At 55.8% G+C, this 23,328-nt stretch carries 15 protein-coding genes, 3 pseudogenes and 1 other annotated feature; of the genes and pseudogenes, 4 read left to right on the forward strand and 14 right to left on the reverse strand.

Annotated elements, in window-relative coordinates:
- Positions 1-170: 170 nt before the first annotated feature.
- From T8A63_RS19305 to T8A63_RS19325, 5 genes are all read right to left on the reverse strand, one after another.
- Complete coding sequence (locus T8A63_RS19305; RefSeq protein ID WP_322346330.1) at positions 171-1,490, reverse strand: glycosyltransferase; 1,320 nt, start codon at positions 1,488-1,490, stop codon at positions 171-173.
- Entirely contained in the window at positions 1,490-3,874 is a 2,385-nt protein-coding gene (locus tag T8A63_RS19310) for a glycosyltransferase (protein WP_322346332.1), read from the reverse strand. The genes T8A63_RS19305 and T8A63_RS19310 overlap by 1 nt, the downstream gene beginning before the upstream one ends.
- Position 3,875: 1 nt before the next feature.
- Complete coding sequence (locus tag T8A63_RS19315; protein ID WP_322346334.1) at positions 3,876-4,892, reverse strand: class I SAM-dependent methyltransferase; 1,017 nt, start codon at positions 4,890-4,892, stop codon at positions 3,876-3,878.
- A 50-nt stretch (positions 4,893-4,942) separates the two neighbouring features.
- The gene (locus T8A63_RS19320; RefSeq protein ID WP_322346336.1) at positions 4,943-6,271 is read right to left on the reverse strand and encodes an HlyD family type I secretion periplasmic adaptor subunit; all 1,329 of its coding nucleotides are present in this window, start codon (positions 6,269-6,271) and stop codon (positions 4,943-4,945) included.
- A gap of 110 nt (positions 6,272-6,381) precedes the next feature.
- Entirely contained in the window at positions 6,382-8,112 is a 1,731-nt protein-coding gene (locus T8A63_RS19325) for a type I secretion system permease/ATPase (protein ID WP_322346337.1), read from the reverse strand.
- Positions 8,113-8,921: 809 nt separating this feature from the next.
- Between T8A63_RS19325 and T8A63_RS19330 the strand changes: the two genes are divergently transcribed.
- Positions 8,922-10,586: a hypothetical protein gene (locus T8A63_RS19330; RefSeq protein WP_322346338.1), complete on the forward strand. Its 1,665-nt coding sequence runs from the start codon at positions 8,922-8,924 to the stop codon at positions 10,584-10,586.
- A 390-nt stretch (positions 10,587-10,976) separates the two neighbouring features.
- Here T8A63_RS19330 and T8A63_RS19335 read toward each other — a convergent pair.
- A pseudogene (locus tag T8A63_RS19335) lies at positions 10,977-11,105 on the reverse strand (transposase domain-containing protein); the annotation flags it as partial.
- 48 nt (positions 11,106-11,153) lie between these two features.
- On the opposite strand from T8A63_RS19335, the pseudogene T8A63_RS19340 reads away from it, so the two are divergent.
- Positions 11,154-11,994: pseudogene (locus T8A63_RS19340) on the forward strand (IS3 family transposase); the annotation flags it as partial.
- Positions 11,418-11,531: a sequence feature (AL1L pseudoknot), on the forward strand. It overlaps the preceding pseudogene by 114 nt.
- The gene (locus T8A63_RS19345) at positions 11,906-12,331 is read left to right on the forward strand and encodes a hypothetical protein (protein ID WP_322346392.1); all 426 of its coding nucleotides are present in this window, start codon (positions 11,906-11,908) and stop codon (positions 12,329-12,331) included. The pseudogene T8A63_RS19340 and the gene T8A63_RS19345, both read left to right, overlap by 89 nt.
- 639 nt (positions 12,332-12,970) lie before the next feature.
- Here the strand turns inward: T8A63_RS19345 and T8A63_RS19350 are convergent.
- A complete protein-coding gene (locus T8A63_RS19350; RefSeq protein ID WP_322346340.1) occupies positions 12,971-13,888 on the reverse strand; it encodes an IS30 family transposase in 918 nt (305 codons plus the stop codon).
- Between the two features lie 94 nt (positions 13,889-13,982).
- On the opposite strand from T8A63_RS19350, the pseudogene T8A63_RS19355 reads away from it, so the two are divergent.
- Positions 13,983-15,032 (forward strand): annotated as a pseudogene (locus tag T8A63_RS19355) (IS110 family transposase).
- Between the two features lie 690 nt (positions 15,033-15,722).
- On the opposite strand, the gene T8A63_RS19360 reads toward T8A63_RS19355, so the two are convergent.
- The 7 genes from T8A63_RS19360 to T8A63_RS19395 all read right to left on the reverse strand — a co-directional run bounded on the left by T8A63_RS19360 (position 15,723) and on the right by T8A63_RS19395 (position 23,302).
- Positions 15,723-15,992 (reverse strand): hypothetical protein, encoded by a 270-nt coding sequence (locus T8A63_RS19360; RefSeq protein ID WP_088636303.1) that lies wholly within the window; start codon positions 15,990-15,992, stop codon positions 15,723-15,725.
- A gap of 15 nt (positions 15,993-16,007) precedes the next feature.
- Positions 16,008-17,354, reverse strand: coding sequence for an ISNCY family transposase (locus T8A63_RS19365; protein ID WP_322346342.1), 1,347 nt, complete (start codon positions 17,352-17,354; stop codon positions 16,008-16,010).
- A gap of 113 nt (positions 17,355-17,467) precedes the next feature.
- Positions 17,468-18,478, reverse strand: a complete 1,011-nt coding sequence (locus T8A63_RS19370; RefSeq protein ID WP_280322806.1) for an IS30 family transposase — start codon at positions 18,476-18,478, stop codon at positions 17,468-17,470.
- A 445-nt stretch (positions 18,479-18,923) separates the two neighbouring features.
- Positions 18,924-19,739, reverse strand: a complete 816-nt coding sequence (locus tag T8A63_RS19380) for a hypothetical protein (protein ID WP_322346345.1) — start codon at positions 19,737-19,739, stop codon at positions 18,924-18,926.
- The gene (locus tag T8A63_RS19385; RefSeq protein ID WP_322346346.1) at positions 19,732-21,297 is read right to left on the reverse strand and encodes an acyl-CoA synthetase; all 1,566 of its coding nucleotides are present in this window, start codon (positions 21,295-21,297) and stop codon (positions 19,732-19,734) included. The genes T8A63_RS19380 and T8A63_RS19385 overlap by 8 nt, the downstream gene beginning before the upstream one ends.
- Positions 21,297-22,466: an acetyl-CoA acetyltransferase gene (locus tag T8A63_RS19390; protein ID WP_322346387.1), complete on the reverse strand. Its 1,170-nt coding sequence runs from the start codon at positions 22,464-22,466 to the stop codon at positions 21,297-21,299. Before T8A63_RS19390 ends, T8A63_RS19385 begins: the two co-directional genes overlap by 1 nt.
- Positions 22,466-23,302 (reverse strand): IclR family transcriptional regulator, encoded by an 837-nt coding sequence (locus T8A63_RS19395; protein ID WP_322346348.1) that lies wholly within the window; start codon positions 23,300-23,302, stop codon positions 22,466-22,468. Before T8A63_RS19395 ends, T8A63_RS19390 begins: the two co-directional genes overlap by 1 nt.
- Positions 23,303-23,328: the final 26 nt, after the last annotated feature.

Below are 23,328 nucleotides of genomic sequence, written 5' to 3' on the forward strand. Positions count from 1 at the left end.
ATCGCACGGTGTTGGAGGCTGGCTAAAAGCATTGCATAAAGCAAACGGCCTGTCACAGCGCCAACTCGCAGATATGCTACATCTTCATTTCTTAGCTAGGCTTGGGTGGAGCAAAGCTTCCAATGCCTTGCCATCCCGATTGGGCACCGGCATTTGAGCAGTAGAGAAGGCTAGGGTTTAGACCGCGCCATTGAGAGCATCTCCAAGCGGCTTTGCAGCTTTGGATGCAGCGCTTGAGCATGTGGCTCATTCACTCTTAAACGCAACGCCAGTTCCTGGCTCCCAGTTAAAGTAACCTCTTGGATGAAGCGAACGATTCCCTGAGCATAAGTATCGGGCGCGTGATGGGTCTCAAAATAAGCGCGGCCTGCAGCGCCGGACGCGCCCGCAGATTTGCGATCCGCATTAAGTTTCGCAAACAGTTCTTGCAGCTGAACGGATTCGCTTTCTTGATCAATAAAATAGACCACCTCTTCGGGTAGTTCCGCATACCAGCCCTCACGGGTCACTGCGGCGGACGTTCCTGCATTCCAGATTCGCAATTGGCTGCCTGAAGCTTCACCCATGCTGGGATGACGTAGATTGAGTGCCAAATGTGTTTGCCGCAGAGCATCTTCCAGAACAGGTTCTGGCACAAACCCATGTAGATGTACCCGATCACTCAGGTTGAGTTGATCAATTTTATTATAGATGAGATCAGGGTTCCAAAGCTTGCCCATGACGTCAAGCCGATAGTCGAAGTCCGTCGGCATCTCCGCCAAAGCATCCAGGACTTGCTCCAATCGTCTGTTCGGACCAATCCATCCAAACTGTAGAAGCCGCAAGGGGCCAGTTGAGGTTCGCATTTCCGATGGTTTGGGGCCGACCTCAAATGGAAGAGGCAGCATTTGGCAAGGGAGGTGCGGCAGCCGATGTTGTACGGCTTCCTGCGCGATTTTGGTGTGGGTCACCACGCCGAGAGCTTTTTCAAGAACCAACTCAAAGCCAGGAATTTCTTTTGAAATAACAGAGCCTTGCTCGCTTCTGTTCATGCAAGCGCGACCGGCAGCCACGCCGGAAGAACCATGCCATTTTTCCATGCCGGCTAAGTAGGCAGAAGCTCTCCATTCACCACCCTTAACGGCTTCGATCATCAGCTCTTGTATGGCCAAATCATGAAGAACCACGACGGAGGGTATACGCTGTGCCATGCGAAGAATGCCTGCGTGGAAAACCCAAGAATTTCCGATATTTAGAAAGAGAACTTCAAGTCCATCTCCACTTCTGGCCGCCGTGAAGTCACGCGGCAGAACAGTGTCTGGATTAAAGCTTTTGACCGTACAATAGCGCTCTAGATCCAAATCCCATGTATCTGCATCTGTCCAAAGGATAACCTCAGCATGGCTACTGAGAGCCGGTAGGATCCGGGCCGTGTAATGGGCAATATCGGTTTCGGCCGGAGGGAGAGGGCTGATCCAATGAATGGTGGGACGGGACTGTGTCGGGGCCATTACAAAGCCTGCTTTGCCAAAGCCAAGAAGTCCGCTTCACTACAGGGTAACATCTGCATATTGGCCCTGCCTGTGCCAGTGAACGCGCCCACGCCCGTTTGGAAAAGCTGTAGCCGCAGCATGCCTTTTGCCGTCCCCGCTTCAGGGGGATTGCGACGGAGGTTGAATGTCGTTTCTCCTCCTGGGGCCACGGCTTCGCCTAAGGGGAGAATGACATTGGTATGCACCAAATAGCCTTTCTCGTTGATCCATTCGGCCAAAAGCGCTGTTGCGTGAGCGCCTGAGGCGGGCCACCATGCAGAAGATGTGTTCTGAGCCGTAATTTGTGTAAGCCCAGTAGCGGCCTCATCCTTCGACAGCCGCAGTTTGCCCGATAGACGCGCAGGGTCTCCGTGGTAAAGACCAGCAGGGGGGGATGTGGGAGCGCCTACTTTGCGCCCCACAAACACAATTGTCTCGCCCCTCAAACTCAGGTCGTCCTCCCGCGCAATCATTAACGCCGCAGTCGCGGGATCAACGTAGTCCTCATAAACATCAGCGGTGCCCAAATAGTGGGTTTCAAATCCGGCGCCGTGGGCGAGTGCCTCAACCTCTCGAGGTGTGTATTCACGGTTGTGACGGCCATAAACGCCGCCCGTGGGGACGAATAGACCAAAGCTATAGGGCGATCGACCATCGAGCATCTTTTGGACGCCACGGTGACTGCCAACGTTGGGCGTGGTCAGAATGATATGCCCTCCGGGCCGCAACACACGCGCCGCTTGAGACAAAAAGAAGTGCGGATCGAGAGCAAGGTGCTCAAAGATTTCCATCCCCAGCACCATGTCAAACTCAGCGTCTTCATAGGGCATGATATCGCGTTCGATATTGGCAGGGCGCAGTTCGATATCAAAATCAGGATAAGCGGGGTTGAGACTTTTAACCGACTGCGCATAGGGATTGGGGCCCTCCCAGATCCCGCTCATCTTGGCCTCCGGCAGAGCATTGGCTACCATGGCTTCAAATGCCAAAGGCGGGAAAACCCCTACGTCGAGTATGCTCTGGGGAGCGCAATCGATGACATGATGCAATGTGGTCAGGTAGCGCGTCCAATGCGTGCCCAGATATTGTGCCAGACCAGGCTCCACTGGGGCCGGACCAGCCCCGTCTTTAGCGGGCATGGTATCGAACGCATAGGCGCTCAAAACATCCGTGATTGAGTTGAAGGGCAAATGCGGAGCTGGGGGAGGGGCCACCGCAGCTTGAACCCGGGCGACAGCTTCCTCTGCCGGTGTTGCTGCGGCTTTTTCTTCTAGAGCTTCAATCTGTGCAGGGCCGGGGGCGGGCTTCGCTGTTTCACCGGTCAGCGTTTCCACCACATGCTCCCAAGAGATGTTCATATCTTGATAGCGTTTTAGGCCAGCTTGACCCAATGTTTCAGCCAAGCCTTTATCTTCGTAAAGGGCGCCGAAGGCTTGGGAGAGAGCCTCTGCATCCGGTGAGGCAATCAAACCCTCGCGCTGGTCCGAGACGAACTCCAAGGGTCCACCTGCATCGGTGGTTGTGATGACCGGTTTGCCAGCAAGCATTGCCTCTAACGTAATGTAGCCGAGATCTTCATCTTGGGGCGTAAAGACAATAGCGCGGGCTTGCGCATAGTAACGAACCATCGTGTCATTATCGATGCCTCCCAACCAATCGACGCGCCCAGACACACCTAAAGCAGTTGCCAAACCACGAAGTTCATCGAGATAGGCAGGGTTCTCAGGCACCCCTGCAATGACCAGACGAAGAGATCTGGGCGCTTTGGCCAATGCGCGCAGCATGAGGTCGACCCGCTTGGAGGGGTTCAACCGTCCTGGCGCGAAGAGGTAATCTCCAAAGTCCCCTTGGGTCAGCCGATCTGCGATTGGTGGCGGATGATAAAGTGGCGTGGATTGCAGTCCGAGGTACTTCTTTAGCCGCCCGGCGACATTTTGAGAGTTCGCATAGATTGGCCGCTTACTGCGTGCAAAAGTAGCGCGGTCTTCGGCCCGAATCATGTCACGCGCCATCATCCCTTCTGGCACGTCCAACAAATCAGAAGTGCCTGCATCCCACATGTCGTAGGCCTGACGGTGTTGATGGATAAGCCAAAAAACCGGATTGGGATGCCGCGCGAGATAAGCCGGGAATTTAAGCCCGATCATCATATCGATAGGGACGCCTTCCGCTTGCGATAGATCCGTCAGTTTTGCGGATAGGATGCTGTCTGTGAGTGTCTCGACCGGATACCACTTGAATGGCAAGGTGATCTCGCATGCTTCATGGCCATATTGGCGCAGCGCGTTAACCAAGCCAGCGGCATGGCGTTCTGCACCCCCCGTGACAAAGGGCACTTGCGTTCGAACCACACCCACACGCATCTTAAGTCTCCTGCAGAGGTTTATGGCCGAGAATGGCGAGATCTTGGGCGCCAAACATGAGGTTGGCGAGCTCTGGATCGAAATTCGGCTTGGCCATAAATTCGGCGAGCTTCTCATGAGGATGCAAATGACGTGTCTCGATCGGATGAAAGCCGATGGTCTCAAATAAGACTGTCAGGACCGGGTCGGTCATGGGATTTAAGTGCGTCGGGTCATTATGAAAGGATGTGGCCCCGACTAGAACGTTACGCACATTTGGCGTTTCAAACAGCAATAGCCCTCCTGGAGCCAGCACACGCATGGCTTCCCGGGTGATCCATAAAACTTCCTTGAAGGGAAGGTGTTCAATAAGGTGATGTGCAGTAATACATGCGACTGAATTGTCTTCAGCTGCAGTAAGGGCGCTTCGAGCATCGCCTTGCCGCGCATCCAATCCTTTATCTTGCACATCTCCGATCTGCACGGGGTTGGTATCAATGCCAATGGCCGTAATGCCAGCATCATTCAGAAGGCCGAGCCACTCCCCCCGGCCGCAGCCAATGTCCATAACGGGTTTGCCCTTGGTGCGAATAACGGCGCTTTCAACATCGGGAAGGTAGATGCGTAACCTGTTGCGGATATCAGATGTGGTGCCGCGGTATTTGTTTTCCAACTTATGATAAAAACTGTCCATGACGGCGCCAATGCCGCTCTCATTCGAGGCGGATTGATCGGCTTGTACAGAAGGCGCTTGATCGCTCCGGGTTGTGAGTAAAACCTGATCCAAGCGCCGAGAGAGCTCTACGAAGTTGCGCGCGAGCTCAGCATTGCGGGCCATCAAAGCCTGGGTATCGCTTTGTACCATTTGCTTGATACCATTGCGCAGCTGGCGTTCTCGTATCTCCCAGCTGTTAAACCGCTCCTCAATATCACGCATGTTGCGATGTGCTTCCTTGGCCATGCGCTCGGTACGGCCAAGTTTAAAAAGTGCCGCTATATAGTTGCCAGCACGCTTAATTTTACTCACATGATTTTCCATCAGAACTTTTGCCTTCCCCCCAGAGTAAAATGTCTATCTGCTTTACAGTTTTACTCTTCGCGCAGGCTTGTGAAGATAGCCTCAGACAGCGGATCCAGCATGTATTGCAGCACGCTACGCTCTCCTGTCAGAATGACTACATCTGCTGGCATACCTGCGGTTAGGCCTTCTCGGATCTCATCTGTCAGGTTCTCATCTGGAACTTTGATCCGCGCCAAATAATAGGGTGCTTCATTGGCGTCTGTCGTGGTTACCACATCTGTAGAGATGGAAAGGACTTCCCCCAAGACCAACTTCGACAGTTTGGCCTTGAATGCGGAAAACCGGACTTCGGTTTCGAGCCCTGGGCGCACATTATCTACATCAACCGGGGCTACTTTTGCATCAATGAGAAGGGTCTCGTCGCTGGGAACAATCTCCATAAGAATCTCACCTGAGCGAATGACTGAGCCCCGGGTCGTGACAGCCAAGCTTTGTACTTTGCCGGTAGTGGGCGCAGAGATTGTCGTGCGGCGCATCCGGTCCTCCGCCACAGTCAATTTTTCAATAATCTCAGAAAGCTCTGAGCGTGCTGTCTTAAGCTCACTATTGGCGCGTTCACTATATTCTTGTTTCAGCTTGAGAATATTGAGCCGTGCTTCACCTGCTGCAGCTTTGACTTGAGCAATCTCCGACATGGAAGTGCCAATGCTTGCCTCAATCTGTATAACCTCATCTTCCATGTCTGAAAGTCGGTTACTCTCAACCACACCTCGCTCTTCACCCGTACGCATTCGCTCAAAAAGCTCGCTGCGCAGAGCTTGGCGGCGTTTCAAAGCTTCGAGCTGGACTTCATACCCTTCAGCTTGGCCATTTAGCTGCTCTGCGCGGAACTCCAAAATCTCGGCCTGCGATAGGTAGATTGATCGGCGGTCCTCAAAAATATTGCGTTGCGCCTCTACGGCGCTTTTGACGTGCGCATCTTCCGCGTTCAGCAGCTCTTCGGGAAAAGACACTTCCTCAGCAAATGTCTGTTCCGCTTCCAACCGAGCGATTAGGGCCTCGGATGTGGCTTTGCGTTGTTCGAGAACGGCTATTTCTGAGTTGACCTGAATATTGTCGAGAACGATCAACGGATCGCCCTGTTCTACGAAATCAGCTTCGCGCACCAAAATATCTTGGACAATGCCGCCTTCAAAATGTTGCACCACTTTGCGGTCGCTTTCTAGCGCCACGACCCCTGGTGCTACGACAGCACTCGCGATGATCGCAAAATAGGCCCAGATGCCCAACACACCGAAAGTGATGAGCAGAATGACGTAGCCCGCCCAGGAGTATTTGCGCGGGTTTGCCATCTTCGTAAGTTGGCCCGCAACCAATGTTGATTGTGCTGTTGCCACGACAGGATCCTAAGTATTTTGGAGGCTTGATATATAGATGATGCTGCTTTGCCATTTTAAGTGAGATCGAACCAGCGCTTGACATGCGTTCGGTACGATCCCGCCAAAATTTACAGCTTTGCAGTCGACAACGAAACAGCTTGGGGAGGCTGTTGGGGCTTTTGTTGGGGTGATTGCTGTTGAGGCTGCAGAAGTTCCTTCGTTGCCACGAACCGCTGTACGGCGCCATCCCTCAAGATTAGTGTATAGTCAGTCGCACTCAGGATATTGGCCTTGTGCGTCACGAGAACAATAGACTTACCTTCACTCTTGAGCTGGCTCAGACAACGCGCCAAGGCTTCTTCACCTTCGCTATCAAGGTTCGCATTCGGCTCATCCAACACGATCAAGCAAGGGTTTCCAAACAATGCGCGGGCCAGCCCCACGCGTTGGCGTTGGCCACCAGAAAGCCGGCTTCCGCCGCTTCCGATTTGGGTGGCATACCCCTCGTTGAGCCCTGAAATCATTTCATGCGCGCCGGCAAGTCTCGCGGCAGCGATAATCTCTTCATCGGTGGCGCTGTCTGAGAAACGTGCAATGTTCTCTGCAACTGTACCGGAGAAGAGCTTCACATCTTGAGGAAGATAGCCAATGGCCTGACCAAGCTGGTTGCGATCCCAGTGAGGGAGCTCCACTTTGTCCAAACGGATGGCCCCACTAATTGGATCTCCCACTCCCACCAGATGACGTGCCAGCGTCGACTTTCCTGATCCACTAGGGCCAATGAGTGCCAGCGTCTTGCCCGCCGGCAGTTCAAAGCTTACCCCGCGCAAAATCGTATCACGCGTACCTGGAACAACGGTACTTACGCTTTCAGCTTGAAGGTGGCCTTTAGGTTGGGCCTGGTAAAGTCGTGTCGGCTCTTCTGGTACAGCGGAAAAAAGCTTCTTTAAGCGCGCATGAGATTGACGGGCAGCGACGAACTCTTTCCACTGACCAACCGCTTGCTCTACTGGTGCCAAGGCGCGCCCCATCACGATAGATGCAGCGATCATAACGCCTGGGGAGATCAGCCCCCGCATTGCAAGGTATGCGCCGGTGCCCAGAATGGCGACTTGAAGCGCCATTCTTACGAATTTTGAGCTCGACATAACGGCGCCCGCCCAATCACTGGCTTGCGCTTGCGAGATAAGCATCCCATTACGTTTGGCCTTCCAGCGCTCCGCCAAAGCGTCTTGCATCCCCATGGCGCGAATGACTTCAGCATTTTGCATTGTCGCGCCGGCAAATTCCGAGGCTTGCTGGCCTTCAACGTTGGCCGATTGCAGCGCGTTTCGGGTCAAGTACTCATTGAGCAAAGCGAGGATGAAGATCACAACAGTTCCGCCTGCGGCCACCCCGCCGAGCCACGGATGGAATGCAAAACACAGAGCCAGAAAAATTGGTGTCCATGGCACGTCGAAGAAAGCCAATACACCTTGCCCTGTAATGAAGCTGCGCACTTTGTCTGCATCCCCCAGAGCCGTGCGTGCGCCACTGGTGGGATTGACCAGTTGCATGCGCGCTACGCGATCAAACAACGGCCGCGATAGAATGCTGTCAAACTGCAGTCCCGCCCGTACAAGCATTCGCGAGCGAATAAACTCCAAAACACCGTAGGTGATCAGAAGCGCCACGGCGATGACCGTAATCATCACAAGTGTCATCTCATTTCGGCTGGCCAGGACCCGGTCATAGATTTGCAGCATATAAAGGGGGCCCACGAACATGAGCAAGTTCACAAAAAAGCTAAACAGGATCGTCGCCCCGAAGATGGCACGAAACTTCTTGTAAGCCTGCTGAAGCGGGTTACTGGCACTCATAGGGTAAAAACATCTTTCGCTACGAAATATAGTCGTCTTGCTATAAACACTTTTTCGTTAAAGGTCACGCGCCGTATCAACGCAAAATATGCCTTTGGGCCGTGCTCTGAAGGTGGTCTTCCGAACCACATCGCGTTCAATCGGCGCATACCGATCATGGTGCTTGGCGAACCTAGCCGAAGCCCGATTTGATCAACCCAACAGATTAATTGCAACGGCTAACGTCTCGGAACGCGCTCTTCAAGCTTAACATCGCTGAACGGCCATCCGACCTCCCCGCTACCTGCTGTTGCGTTGTGCGATAAGTGAGGGCCCGTTGAAGGAGAGGCGGGCTAAAGAAAGACATACTGATCGGAGACTTTCCGCAGCTGGTGCGCCGCATAGTCCCCCCCCAGAACGAGAATGAGGGTCGACCATAGTGTTGACGCTTTTCGAGGGCAACTTGCGGCATGGGACGGAAGTGTTTTCAAAAAGAGGTCTATGGCTCTCATTGGTTTAATGTTGTTTCTTGCATTTGGGCTGAGACCATTTTGGTTGCTCGTGAACTTCGGTTGGGCTTACCTGACTGGAAGACGTCGCCCTCCCTTTGTTAAAGCCCAATTGGAAAGTGCCCGCTTAAGCTATCGTGTAAGAGCCCACGGCAGGCCACAGGCAAGGTGCGCCGACGCTTCCCTGCACAGTAGAAGCGAATGCTACCGGCAGCGTGTTGCGCGGGGGCAATAGCCCCCCCCCCCCCCCCCCACGATAGGGCGCCATAACGTCTTGGACTTTGCCCCAAGAGTGATATGCTGGTGCAAAGGAATTATTTGATGTCTGATATTATTCGCTTCCCCCAGCCGGCTACGTCGAGCTCTTTAACGGCTTTCGGCCTGACCAAAGCAGATGATGCTTGCAGTAGCTTAGACATGGCGGAGCTTTATGACCGCATCCATGAAGAAAATACCGTCGATCTCGGGCAGGATGCACCAGAAGCGAATGTTTCTTTTTTCCCGCAGCGCCAGAACACCTGCACTCCTGCATCGGGCTGGACCAACCAAGAACTGGCAGATCTTTACCGTACTCAAAGAATACTCGCCCTTGCGGGTGTCACGACCCAAGTCGATCATGGCATCACTGATGAAGGGGACCCTTGGTTTGTTTTTATGGACGGCCAAAATGAGGTCCTAGTTCACTTCAGCCGCTTTGATGGCTTCTACCTCGTTACAAGCCAACTGCAGGAAGAACCTATTAAAGGTGACAGTCTGCACGATCTGGTCTCAGAGTTCTCACGACGCGTGCAACCGGTGGCTCAAGCAGGTCAAAACGTTGTTTCTCTCGCAAGAAACAACCAAGGTGTGGCCTTCATACACCCCGCGGCGGCATTAGCGGCATTGGTCTGGTCCGTATACCTAATGGCCGATGAACTGATTGCAGCAACCCCAGCGGTTACGGAAGATGCACCAGGAGATATGGTCCCCCCGCTCAATGATGAGTTTGTGGCGCATACGGTTCCCCAAGAAGAGCTTTCCGCTCTTACGCCCAAAGTGTCTCCATCGCCATCTATTCGAGAGGCCGCGAAAACATCGTTACACTCCTCTTCAAACCGCGAAGTAGCAGTAGGCCTTTCAGGCCATGGCGCAAAGGTCGCCGGCGTTAGCCTCAGCCTAGTTGCGCTCGCGGTCGGATTGCCTCTCCCAGCAGGAAGTGTCCTAGAAACAGCAAGCGATGATGCCTCTATCCAAAAGGTAAGCTTGGACAGTCTTTCTGCCGCGCTTGTAGATGTTAAGTCGAAAGAAGCCGCTCTGTTGGTGGCCTCAGAAACCGTGAAACTGCAACAACGTGAACTTGCGTCCTCCGACCTAGTTAGCGACGAGGTAAAGCCAGCAGCTCCTAACATTGATCCAGAAGCCGAGGCTCCTACAAAAATCAAAGTATTGGCGGAAGCTCAAGTGGAACAAATAGCCAAGGTTTCATATGTCAAGCCAGAGCCGACTTCAGAACCAGACCTGCGAAACGCAGAAGTAGTTCAGTCTGAAGAAAGTAGCGATGTTTCTGAGGAAATCCCCGCTAAGACTTCCGGAATTTTACAGGCTGAAAGTTTGGAAGAAGTTAGCTTTTTCCAGAGCTTTGATGAGGATTTCGAAAGCTTTGAAATCTCCAGCCTTGATAAAATCGCCAAAAACGAACTGGACCAGCTGCTAGACACAGGTGAGGCTAAAGTCTCTTCAGCACCGGTAAGCTCGATTGATAATCGTCAGGGCTATGGTGCCTTCGATTTGAAAGCTACAGAGTTCCTCGATTTCTTGCTACATACCTATGACGATATTAAGGTCGTCAACCTAGACACAGAAATCATTTTCATTCACATGGGTGCTTTCGAAGAAGGCAGCGATACGTATGAAGTCTATGCAAAAAGCTGGTCTTTTGATGATGGAGGGGTCATCTCTACCATTGGCTTCAAAAGCGATATGGCTCAATTTGACCTTATTGCCTAAACATAGGCAGGTAGCCCGTTGAAAAGCACTGGTCCCTTTAAAAAACAGAAAAATCCAGGGGCCACTTTGGAACCACTGAGAATTCGCTTGCCTAAATCTATAGAAAAACAAAAAATCAACTAAGTATCTGAAAAAGAACATAAATAAAAAAATAAAATACAAAAAATACCGCTTTGACCGCAACCGAAAACACAACTACAGGTTACCAGTAATAACTTTTAATCGAATTAAGTGCAGAGATCTGACTTAACGCAATACGCCTGGGCGACATTTACCTTCAAGGCATAGCGCGAAATAAGGTGATCTGTATGCGCCGTCCGCGCCCCATTGTGAATCAGCTTACGGTCAGGTTTTCGCTGTCGTGAGTGCCCAGAATGAGCTCACTGGAGACTACCGGATGAGCTCATTGTGAGGGGATGCTGTCACAGCGTAGGCCCATGGCATTAAAGCATCGATGTCTTGGTCGAGATGACCGTGGGCGAGCTTGGTGAAGGGGTCGCGCAGGTAGGCATAATGAACCGCACCGGGTTTGCCAGAGGCTCCAATTCCTGAGTGGGATGTAGCATCATGAGCAAGACAACGAACAAGTATTCCCTAAAGTGCGCAAACGTGTGGCTCGCATGGTTTTGGACAATCAAGGCCGGCATGAGAGCCACTGGTTTGCGACCCCGTCGATTTCGTCGAAGATCGGGTGTGCGCCGCAGACGCTGAACGAATGGGCCAAGAAGGCCGAGGTGGATCGTGGCGACCGAGATGTCCGAAAAAATGAAGGCACTGGAACGCGAGAACCGTGAACTGAAGCATGCCAATGAGATCCTGCGAAAGAAAATCTGTATATTTTGCTCAGGCGGAGCTCGACCGTCGGTCCAAGACATGATCGCCTTTATCGAAGAGAACAGTAATATCGGGGTCAAGCCGATCTGCAAGCACCTGCCGATTGCCCCTTCCACGTTCTACGATCACATGGCCAAGTGGGCGAACCCCCGAGCTGCTGTCGGATCGGGCGAAGCGGGATATTGCCTTGAAGCCCGAGATCGAACGCGTTTGGGAGAAGAACTACAAGGTCTAGGGCGTTCGCAAGGTCTGGCATCAGATGCGCCGCGAAGGCTTTGATATTGCACGCTGTACCGTTGCCCGGCTGATGAAGGATATTAGGATCGAAGGCATCATTCTTGGCAAAAAAACCAGGACGACGATCCCGGGCAAGTCTCAACTCTGTCCGCTGGACAGGGTGAACCGCCAGTTCAAGACGCCTGTGCCGGACATGCTCTGGGTCAGCGACTTCACCTATGTGGCGACGTGACAGGGCTTCGTCTACGTTGCGTTTGCCATCGATGCCTTCGCCCGTCACATCGTGGGCTGGCGCGTGTGCCGCACAACCCACCGGCATTCGCGCCGATGCCTGCACTGGCTCCACCGCCGCTGCCGCCACTTCCATTGCTACCGGCGCCTGCACTCGCTCCACCGCCGCTTCCACCATTGTTGCCCTCGTTACCATCCCCCCCATCGTTTCCGTCATTACCATCCACGCCATCGGTGCCGTCGTTCCCATCCTCGCCATCGCTGCCGTCATTACCATCCACACCATCGGTGCCGTCGTTGCCATCCTCGCTGTCTCCAGGGTCAACGTCGTTTCCATTCCCGACCTGGGGGTATTGGTCATCCGGCGATACAAAGGTCACCGGTGTCGTGGAAGGTGCGCAATCATTCGCAACCGGCAAATCGTACAGGACGCCTGTTTTTAAGCCGTTTACGTGTTTGGGAGGCGCACAGCGTTCATTTACTTCTTCCTCTGCGCAGCCTGAAATAATCCCCCCTGCCAAGCATAAGATAAAAAAGTTCTTCATGTTACTCTCCAGAAGTATTGCTTTCGCAAAAGATTTTCGCGTCATTCAGCTATTATTGGCATTATGTGGTAGTTATAAAATTCACCCTAAAGACACAGCATGCCAATTTTCGGTGTTGAGCTGAACATTGCAGGTATATTGCGCCAATTCTCATTCTTTATGTTTTCCAAAAGGACATTTCTAGCGCATGGAAGGAGGTCCAAAGCACTATTCTTTTAGAAGTTCCTGACGGCCCTGCTTTCGGGCCGCCCAAGTTTTCAGAAGGATTTGAACATGACTGTAGGCATGCTGATACACCCTTGATGGCTAGGCGGTATTTTTTTTCGGCTAGGTTGCCCGGCGCTCCAAGCCAGGCAAACCTAGCCATTTGGGTAGTCTAACTGAGTTGTGTAGGTAACTGTTCTTGTGATATTTCTGAAGAAATAGGTCGCGGAGTGCGTTCTATTCGGGAGATGAGCGCTCATGAAGTGCCCCCGAAAAACGATCTCTGCGAGCGATACCTGAACTGCGACTCAAGTTGGGATCAGGGTAGGGGCGTCATCGTATTTCCTCCAACATCTTTTCGCGAAAGACCTCGGCTGGCGTCTTCCATCCGAGGCACTTGCGCGGCGTATTGTTGAGACGATCACAGATCATCTTCGTATCGTGATCTGTGCATTGCCGGATGTCGCGTTTGCGGGGCAGCCACCTTCGAAGGCGTCGGTTAGTGTTCTCGACTGTGCCTTTCTGCCAGGGGCTGGAGGGGTCGCAGAACCACGTCTGGGTTCCAATCTCGGCTTGTAGGTGTGGCCAACTGACAAACTCGGTTCCGCGGTCAAAAGTGATGGACCGACGGGCGACGAGGGGGAGGTCTTCGAGAGACTTCATTATCTTTCCCATGACCGGTTTGGTGCGCTTGTTCGGGTTCTTCAGGATCACGGTGAAGCGGCTGACGCGCTCAACCAGTGAGGTGACGTTGTTCTGGCCAAGCTTTTGTTTGAACAGCATCAAATCAGCTTCCCAATGACCGAACTGACGGCGATGAGCGACATCATCGGGTCGGAACAGAATGCTGACATCGCGGTGGAATTTGGGTTCTCTGCGCCTTCTGGTGCGACGCGGTCTGCGGGCGACACGGTGGGTCGGTAGATACCACCACAGGTCTTCGCGCTGACCTTCCTTGGAATAGATGTAGCGATAGATGGTTTCCTGGCAGACCCTGAGGGGAGCGCGCTCGTGGATCATACGGTTACTGATCTGCTCTGGTGTCCAACCGTTCTTGATACGCTTGATCACGCGCTTGCGAAGTTCAGGATGTTTGATCAGCTTGCGCTCTCGAGCACGACGTTCCGCTTGCATCAGGTGGGCAGCGGCACCGTAATAGCCATCGCATCCCGGCATGCTCTCGTCCGAGAAATGGTTGCGCTTTAGCTCGCGGAATATCGTTGATCTGCTGCGCTTCAGAACGCGCGCCATCTCGTCAACTGGGACCTTCGCGTGTCTCCAGATGCCGTCATGGGGAGGCCAGGTTCTGATACTCTGGCGCTTTCACATCTCAGTGGAGGATGACATGAAGATTTTCGTTGGTATCGACGTTTCGCTCGCGAGTTCAGCAGTCTGCGTACTCGACGAACGTGGGTAGATCCTGAAGCAAGCGCAGATCGTAAGCGAACCTGAAGCTTACATCTCGTTCTTAAGTGATCTGCCATGGCCCATAGAAGCGATCGGCCTCGAGGCCGGACCACTGTCACAATGGCTCCATCGTGGCTTGCAAGAGGCAGGCTTCAAGCCCATTCTGATGGAAACGCGCCAGGTAAAGGCGGTCTTAAAGGCGATGCCTGTCAAGACCGACCGACGCGATGCCGAGGGTATCGCGCGGCTGCTGCGCATGGGCTGGTTCAGGCCGGTCCATTGCAAATCGGTTTCGGCGCAAGAGATGCGCGTTCTTCTCAGCGCTCGCAAGGCGGTTCAGAAAGCGTTGCTGGATATCGAGCAATCGCTCCGGGGAGTGTTGCGCAACTTCGGGCTGAAGCTCGGTCCTGTCAGCAAAATCCGCTACAAAGCGCGGATCCGAGAACTGGTAGCAGGAAACTCTGCTTTGGAGGCTGCATCTGCAGCGATCCTGAGGGCCCGAGCAGTACTGCGTAGTGAACTTTCTGCCCTCGAGCGTCGGGTCCTCGCACTCGCACGTCATGACGATGCCTGTAGACTAATGATGACCATGCCTGGCGTCGGCGCCGTAGTCGCGCTGACGGTCCGGTCGGCGATTGATGATCCAAGGCGATTCCACTCGTCGCGCGATATCGGCCCATGGGCTGGTCTGACACCGCGGAGAGAGCAGTCTGGCGAACGGGACGTTTCTGGTCGGATCACAAAAGCGGGTGATGCGTCATTGCGAACAGCGTTGTTCAACGCGGCAACCGTACTGATGCACCGAGCAAAACCGTGCTGGCTCAAGGCGTGGGGATTACAGGTCGCCAAGCGCCGGGGGCAGAAACGCGCCACCGTGGCGGTCGCAAGACGCATCGGGGTTGTGCTGCACCGCATGTGGCTGGATGGCACGGAGTTCCGCATGAGGCGGTGTTCAAACGAAGCCTCAGGTACAGCGGCTACCGCCTGACCTTGCGACACGATCGGAAAGAGGAGGAACAACAGCTCCTGGCAGGATTCAGCCTGCCAAGACGAGGTCCCCACCGGGACGCGGTTCCTGGCAACGCCGGATATGACGCCGCCGCCGAGCAATCCGTTCGAGCGCGTTTTCCAGATAGGCATCCAGGAACCGATCTCACCGACATCATGTAGGTGGCCCTGCGTGCCAACCACGGACGGAAGCATGACACCGGTGTGAGGGCTGAGATTGCAAGCTTCGTTGCTGCCGAAGGAGTATAGAGCAATATGGACGACCTTACGGGGCGTGCGACGCGGGCTGCGCTCCGAGATTTCCGGTCTCCGCGCCCCCGCGTCTTATATGCTGCAGCCATACTGGTGAATCGCAGCGGAATTTTTGCGCCGATTCCGGCTTGACCACTAAAGCCCCATGACGGAAGCGTTCTATCTTGCGTCGTTCTGTGATACTCAGTTGGTCGTAAACGGCTCCCATACCGATTCCTCTCATTAGATAAACTACTGTTTTCTAACAAGAGTCGCACTTGAGGGTAGCGCGCGCCCGGCTACATCTTTTGTAAACACCATTCAGAAATGTCACTGGGTTTGCAAAGCAGGAATGTCACTACTGGGCGCGACGGTAGCAAGGCTTTGCAGCCCGGAGACCCCACATATCGAAGGGCTGAAAAGCCTTGCGGGGATTGGCTTAGAGACCCAGCTTCCGTTGTTCGGTCTGATTGTAGAATGCTCTGACGCCGTCTTCGCGCACGATCTTTTCAAAGGCACGCCACGCAAGGACATCACCAAAGAAGGGCGGATTGTCTGAAATCGTCAACGTGCCGAATTGGTTCTCAACTGACAGGATCCAGCCGGGATCGATGCTGGTCTTGTAAATCTCGACGTCAAAGTGATGCCCGTCGATGGTGACGGTCTGGGTGTATTCGGAAAAGATGATCTCTGGCTCGTCCTCAGTCATACCGTCGATTTTGGCCTATTCCGCCGCCTGCGCAATCTTCTTCTTGGCTTTCGACCCTGAGGGCCTGCCAGGACGCCGCCCATTCGGTTTATAACCCATCTTCTCGGAATTTGTCCGCACCTTCGGCTTTGGCGGCGCGGCGTCCTGCATCTCCTTGATGTGTTCCAGAACTGCGCTCAGGTTTTTGTTGCTGGTGATTGCCGCATGGGTGACGCGCTGATCCATGTCGAAGACTGTGTAGGGCAGGGAGCGGCCTTTGGAGCGCACCTCGAACCGGCCATCAACAAAGGCGTAGGTGTCCACGTATTTGCCAACCAGCCCGCGCGTGATGTCACTCTCTTCGAGCATGATCCGCTTGCGGTCGTAGGAGAACGTCAACTGCCTGCCGACATAGCGGTTCTCGCGCCAGCACAGCACATCTGCCAGCCGATCCGGCTCGACATTGAGCGCGCGATGCAGGTTGTCCGACCTGGCCGGGGCCTTGGCGAACCTGGCGTTGTGGCGGCCTTTGAAGCCTTGCAAATAGGCGTTTCCAGCTTCCATGTCTGAAATGCCCGCGATGCGCAGTTCCTTGACCAGCCGATCCTGCAACGTGCGGTTGGCGCGTTCGACACGGCCTTTGGCCTGGCTCGAATTGGCGCAGAGAATCTCGATGTTCAGCTCACTCAGCGCCCGACCAAACTGGGTGATCCGCGCACCACCCTTGGCGTCCTCTTTGGAGACACGGAACACCGTGTGCTTGTCAGAATAGAACGCGACCGGGCGACCGTGTTTGTGCAGATAGCTTTCCAAAGCTTCAAAGTAGCTGAACGTGCTCTCTGACTTCACAAACCGCAGTTCCATGAGCGTGCTGGTCGCGTCATCAATGAACACAAGCAGGGTGCAAGGTGGTGCGCGGTCTTCAAACCAGCGATGGTCCGAGCCGTCGATCTGGATCAGCTCACCGAAGCATTCCCGGCGCAGGCGAGGTTGATGAAACTGGCGGCGCTGCTTGCCAGACAGCCAGATGCCATCTTCAACCATCCACTTGCGCACCGTCTCACGCGAGACCTTTAACCCATGATGTTCGGCCAACATCTCAGCCGCAAGCGTCGGCCCGAAGTCCGGATAATGTTCCTTGATGACGGTCAGCGCATAATCGCGTTTGGCTGAGTGGATTTGGTTGTTCGGCGCGCGCCCACGCGACTTATGCCGGATCGCTGAGGCGCCGTCCTGGCGGTATCGCTTTAAAAGCCGAAACACTTGCCGCCGTGTCAGATCCAACATGTTCGCCGCATTAGCTACCGTCAGCCGACCATCGTCGACCTGCGCCAAAACCTCAACGCGGTTCAACTCGCGCTCACTCATCGTCACCCATCCCATGTCCACTAATCCTCGCTACCGTATGCAAGGAGAGTGACACTTCTGCTTTGCCGATGGGTGACATTACTGCTTTGTGTGAACTCACGGTGAAGTGCAGTTCTTGATATGTCGTTTTACTCCAACCGGTTCTGTATTTCCATCAGGTTGCTTTCAAAGACCTCAGCGGGCGTCCGGTAGCCAAGGCACTTGCGCGGCGTTGCGTTGAGGCGGTGGCAAATCGACCTCAAATATCGATTTGTCAGCGCCGTCGGTGCGGTTGATCTTGGAAGGTATCGACGCAGCCTGTTGTTCGTATTCTCAACAGTGCCTTTCTGATAGGGCGCTTGCGGGTCACAGAACCAGGCATCCGCTCCGATCCCGGCCTTGAGATATTTCCAGGCCGAGAACTCGGTGCCGCGGTCGAAGGTAATCGACTGGCGCGCATCGGCGGGCAGGGGAGCCAACCCGTTGATCAGAGACTCCATGATCGGTTTGGATTGGCGATCTTCATTACGCATCACGACGGCATAGCGGCTGACGCGCTCCACCAGTGACGTCACGTTTACCTTCCCATGCTCCTTGCGGAACATCATCAAGTCGCACTCCCAATGGCCGAATTCTAAGCGTTTTGAGACACGCTCAGGCCTGTGTGACAGGCTTTGACTGTCAAATATGTGGGTTCTGTTGTGCCTGCGGTAACCACGCGGCCGACGGTGGCGACGATGCTCAGGGAGATGGCGGTAGAACTGTTCCTCGCGACCGTCTTTGGAATAGGCAAAGCGATAGATCGTCTCGTGACTCACGCGGATCGGGTGCCGTTCGAGCCGCATCCTGCCGGCTATCTGTTCGGGCGACCAGCCAGCCTTCAGGCGGTTTTCGATAGCGGCTTTCAAATCAGGGTGGATGATCATCTTGCGATGGATCGCACGGCGCTGCTCATATTTGTCCTGAGCGACGAGCGCGTGATACCCATTTAGCTCAAGCAGTTCGTTGTCCGTGTACCGATTACGCTTAATGTCTCGGTAGATCGTGGACGGGTCGCGACCCAGTCGATCCGCGATCTCTGAAATCGGCATTTTGGCTTCAAGCCACTTTGCAAGCTTGCGACGTTCGTCCAGCTTCAGGTGACAGTAGTGGGTTCCCATTCTTCATACTCCATGCAACTCTCTGTATTCGTACATATTTTGCACTTCGTTTGTGAATCCACCTTGCTACATCTTTAACTCCAATAATATGAATTATGGTACTAAATCGCCAACCGGTGCTTTACGTGACACAATGCACCCAACACACCAAACACCCCCGCTCGCCGCTCTTCTTTCAGCATGGTGCAGCAAGGTCTCATATAATTTCGAAGGCAAGGTGTTCTAACAGATTGGCGGGATCCGTGCAGTGATCGTGGAGCCGGGGTCGATTGAGCAAGCGTATAAGCCCAATGAGTTTGTTGAGGTCGAACAGCTTGAGAAATGAGTTCAGTTTCTAGGCGACATCATCGGCTTTCTCGCGACGGAATGACCGCTTCGCGCAGTTGACTTTTGCCTGCTTGCCGCGACGACCACACGGCCTGCATTTTCATTTCGGCGAATCTGCTCACTCCGCCTGCGACAGCAAAAGCACCTCGAAGGTCACGCAGACCCGGTTAGCACGCGCTGTGAGTTCCCCCCTCACCGGCGACCCCTGAAGCCCTACGGAAATCGCGCAGCGTCCATTTTCCCCAAACAAAAGTACTTCGGTCGCAATATCCATCAATGCTGGCTGCCCCTGCAATTGCGTGCCGACGAAACTCCCCAGGCCTTTCACCGCGCTGGCAGACGAGCCAAAAACCGCCGCGCATTTCTCTATGCCGTCTTCGATCACTTCGTTGGGCCGGATCACTCCAAGCACAGCGTTCGGGTTGTCCACCTGTCCTGTAGCGACGGGACGAAACAGGGTGAACTCTGTCTCGGCATTCGGCGCGGTTTCGAGCATGGCGCCTTCGAGCAGCCAAACATCCACGGTATGATCCTCAGATAGGACCGCCTTCTCCGCCAAGAGATGCCCCGCATGACAGGCTCCGTCTTCCGCCCGCCACATCCCGTGAATATGCGCGAATGCCGCGCCATTCCGCCGCCCTAGATGCGCACCGGCCCGTTCGATTACGGCATCTCGCAACTCCGTCTCCGCGCTGTACCACGCCACATGGCGATCATCCGGCGAGGTTGCGGGGCGCACGAAGGTGAGCTTTTCGACAGGCAGATCAGTCAGGTCGAACCACGCGCCCGCGCCATCCGCCGCTTCCGTCATCGCCTCAAAAAGCGTCGCCCCCGCAGGCAATGTCACCCGGCGATGCACCGCCCGGCAGGGCAGCGCACTGACACGCGCCGCCTCTGTCGGACCGGGGTGTTGCACCATTGGTGTCTCAGACATCCGCAAGCGCGCCACGTTCGGCCAGTTCGGCGCGGATTAACTTCTTGGTGATCTTGCCATAGCCCGATTTCGGCATCTCATCCCAGAAGACCACAGTTTTCGGCATTTTGTAGCGCGGCACCTTATCCCCCAGCCACGCCAGCAACGCATCGGCCTCAGGCGCGGCACCCTCGGCGACGCAAACCGCGATCCCGACCTCGCCCCATGTCGGGTCCGGCATTCCCAGTACGGCGCATTCGCTGATGGCCGGGTGCTGCAGGATTTTCTCCTCGATCTCGCGCGGGTAGATGTTGGACCCGCCTGAAATATACATGTCCGACGCGCGATCGGTGAGATAAAGAAAGCCTTCGGCGTCCATATGCCCGAGATCACCGGTCAGGAACCAGCCGTCGCGGAAGGCTTTGGCATTGGCTTCGGGGTTGTTGTGGTAACCCGCAAAAACCGCCGGGCCAATAACGGCAACCTCACCGGTCTCGCCCGTTGCGATCTCTTGCCCCATGGCATCCTGCACCTGAACCTGCATCCCCGTGCGGGCAAAGCCACAGGTTCCGATCCGCATCACGGCATCGTCGGCAGAGTGGTGCGCGGGCGGCAGCACGGTGATATTTCCCGTCACCTCGCCCAAACCGAAATACTGCACCAGAACAGGGCCCAGAACCTCGATCGCACGGATTTGGTCGGCGCGGTACATCGGCGCACCGGCATAGATCATGTAGCGCAGGCTGGAGTGGTCGTGTTCGTGAACCGAAGGATGTTCGACCAGCATCTTCACAATCGTCGGCACGGTAAAGGCATTCGTCACGCGCCATTTGGCCACCAAACGCCAAACTTCGGTGGGGTCGAACCTAGCCCCACCGGGGAGAATGGTTTTCACCCCATGGGCCACCTGCGTCAATTGATGAATACCCGCCCCATGCGACAGCGGCGCGACCACGATGGACGCATCATCCGGCCCCGTCCCCGGCATCAGGTCGCACAGATGGTTCGTGATCACAAATGCCAGCTGGCCATGGGTCAACACCGCCGCCTTGGGCTTGCCGGTCGTGCCGGAGGTAAAGAAGAACCACGCGGGATCGTCGCGATCCACCGCGGCCACGGCAACCGGCACCTCCGCGAACTCCGTCACGAGCGCGTCGTAATCGCCCTCCCCCTCACCGCCGATCGTGACGGTGAATTCGACATCCTTGCAGGCCGCGATATGCCCGGCGAACTCGGCCCCCGCCAACAGCCCTTTGGCCCCCGAAGACATGGCGAGCCAGGCGACCTCTTCCGGCGTTTGGCGGAAGTTGGCGGGCACCCAAACGCAACCAAGTTTCCAGCAGGCAAAAGCCGCCTCGAACATCTGGTTGCAGTTGGCGGATTGCACCAACAAGCGGTCACCCTTGCGCATGCCGTAACGGCCATGCAGGGCGGCGGCGAAGGCGGTGGCGCGGGCCTCCAACTCGGACCAAGCCCAAGTATCTTCGCCCCAGACCAGCCCGATCTCCTCAGGCTGACGCCGCGCGGAGTCTGTCAAAAACTGCGAGAGGTTCATGACGCGGGTAGAAACAGGCTGCATCACGCCACCCGCTCGAGGATCGAGGCATAGGAGGCAACCGCCGCCCCGCCCATGTTAAAGACCCCGGCAAGCTCGGCATCGGGGATCTGCATGCCGCCCGCCTCGCCCATCAACTGCATCGCCGCCATGACGTGCATCGACACGCCCGTGGCCCCAATCGGATGGCCCTTCGACTTCAACCCGCCCGAGGGGTTCACCGGCAGGCGCCCCTCCCTGGCGGTCCAGCCCTCGCGAATGGCGCGGCTGCCTTGACCCGGCTCGGTCAAACCCATCGCCTCGTATTCCAGCAGCTCCGCCACGGTAAAACAGTCGTGGGTCTCCACGAGGCTCAGATCGTCCAGCGTCAGGCCACTTGCCGCGAAGGCCTGCGCCCACGCCCGGCGCGCGCCGTCAAAACGGGTGATGTCCCGCCGCGACAGCGCCAGCGGTTCGTTGGTATGGCTGCGGGCGCGGAAACGGATGGCGCGCTGCAACTGGGCCGCCACCTCGGGTGCCGCCACGACCATCGCCGCCGCCCCGTCTGAGACCAGCGAGCAATCCATGCGCCGCAGGGGGCCGGCCACGAGGGGGTTCTTCTCGGACACCGTATTGCAAAAGGCCAGATCGAAATCCCGCTGCATATGGGCAAGCGGGTTTTGCATTCCGTTGTGATGGTTCTTCGCGGCGATCATCGCGAGCGCTTCGGACTGATCGCCGTAGCGCTGGAAATAGCTGCCCGCGATCTGCCCAAAAAGCCCGGCAAAACCACCGCCAACGCCCGCTTCCTCTGCCCGGTAAGAGGCGCCGAGCAGGATGTCCCCCACCTCTGCGCCCGGCGTGGCGGTCATCTTCTCGGCCCCGACAACCAAAGCGATCTTGCCCCGACCACTGGCGATGAAATCCATCGCCCCGTGCAAGGCGGCGGATCCGGTGGCGCAAGCGTTTTCATAGCGGGTGGCGGGGACGCGGGCCAAAGCCTCATTCCCCATGCCGACGAGCGCGCCCTGAAAATCCTGATCCGAGAAGCCGTTATTGAAGACACCGACAAAGATGCCATCCACGTCTTCGGCATCGACGCCCGCATGGGTCAAGGCCGGTCCGGTCACCTCGGCCATCAGCGCTTCGGTATCGGGCGCTTCGCTTTTGCCAAAGGCGCTATGGGCCCAGCCCACGATATAGGGGTCCGTCATCATTCATCCTCCTCCAGTACCGGCTGCGGCATCCTGCGCGCCAACCGGATTTCAATTGCCCGCGCTTCGCGCTTTAACAATTCCGCCAGTTCGCCATCGCGCGGCGGCAGCATTCGGCTTTCAATCGCGGCGATCGACATGGCCCCCGCCACGGATCCGTCGGGGCGGCAAAGGGCCACACCAATGCCCCAACTGCCCGGCACGATCCGCCCGGGGTTCAGCGCAAAACCCCGCTCCCGTGTTCGCGCGACGTCACTGCGCAGAAGGTCGGCGTCATAATCCGGGTAATCGCTGGCCATCCGTTCGGCATTGTCTTTGAGCACCATCTCGACTTCCGCATCCGGCAGCGCGCTCAGCATCGCGAGGGAGCCCGCGCCGATGCCCAAAGGGTGCTGCGCGCCGGTCTCAAGCGCATGGGTTCGGATCGGAAAAGCGCCGTCTTCGCGGTGCAAACAAACCGCGGCCGAGCCGCGCCGCATGTTGACGAAGGCCGTATCACCGCTCACCTGCGCAAGCCGCACGGCCGCATCCGCCGCAATCTCCAACAGCCCATGGCGCGGGGTCGCGAGCGTGCCAAGGACATAGCTTTCCTCCCCCAGAAAATAGAGCCGCGAGGCGCTATCCTGCTCCACCAGACCGCGCCGGATCAGCGCAAGCATCAGTCGCCGCACTGTGGGCTTGCCCAGACCCGAGGCCTCGATCAACTCCGACAAAGACGCGCCCCGCCCCGCTGCGCGCCCGGTGATCTGCAAAAGCGCAAGGGCACGATCCACCGCTTGACTGCCGCTGGCGGGGGTCGCCTGATCTCCGACGTTCATAATATGGACCTCTTGCATCGGAATTCCGGGGCTTCGACGGAAAG

This window comes from Sulfitobacter sp. OXR-159 (assembly GCF_034377145.1).
Classification (GTDB): Bacteria; Pseudomonadota; Alphaproteobacteria; order Rhodobacterales; family Rhodobacteraceae; genus Sulfitobacter.

Coding starts and splice junctions, on each gene's coding strand:
- T8A63_RS19385 (WP_322346346.1), bottom strand. CDS start 21,297: ATGCAGCCTGTTTCTACCCGCGTCATGAACCTCTCGCAGTTTTTGACA.
- T8A63_RS19305 (WP_322346330.1), bottom strand. CDS start 1,490: ATGGCCCCGACACAGTCCCGTCCCACCATTCATTGGATCAGCCCTCTC.
- T8A63_RS19310 (WP_322346332.1), bottom strand. CDS start 3,874: ATGCGTGTGGGTGTGGTTCGAACGCAAGTGCCCTTTGTCACGGGGGGT.
- T8A63_RS19365 (WP_322346342.1), bottom strand. CDS start 17,354: ATGGGATGGGTGACGATGAGTGAGCGCGAGTTGAACCGCGTTGAGGTT.
- T8A63_RS19380 (WP_322346345.1), bottom strand. CDS start 19,739: ATGTCTGAGACACCAATGGTGCAACACCCCGGTCCGACAGAGGCGGCG.
- T8A63_RS19350 (WP_322346340.1), bottom strand. CDS start 13,888: ATGGCGCGCGTTCTGAAGCGCAGCAGATCAACGATATTCCGCGAGCTA.
- T8A63_RS19315 (WP_322346334.1), bottom strand. CDS start 4,892: ATGGAAAATCATGTGAGTAAAATTAAGCGTGCTGGCAACTATATAGCG.
- T8A63_RS19390 (WP_322346387.1), bottom strand. CDS start 22,466: ATGACGGACCCCTATATCGTGGGCTGGGCCCATAGCGCCTTTGGCAAA.
- T8A63_RS19325 (WP_322346337.1), bottom strand. CDS start 8,112: ATGAGTGCCAGTAACCCGCTTCAGCAGGCTTACAAGAAGTTTCGTGCC.
- T8A63_RS19395 (WP_322346348.1), bottom strand. CDS start 23,302: ATGCAAGAGGTCCATATTATGAACGTCGGAGATCAGGCGACCCCCGCC.
- T8A63_RS19360 (WP_088636303.1), bottom strand. CDS start 15,992: ATGACTGAGGACGAGCCAGAGATCATCTTTTCCGAATACACCCAGACC.
- T8A63_RS19330 (WP_322346338.1), top strand. CDS start 8,922: ATGTCTGATATTATTCGCTTCCCCCAGCCGGCTACGTCGAGCTCTTTA.
- T8A63_RS19370 (WP_280322806.1), bottom strand. CDS start 18,478: ATGGGAACCCACTACTGTCACCTGAAGCTGGACGAACGTCGCAAGCTT.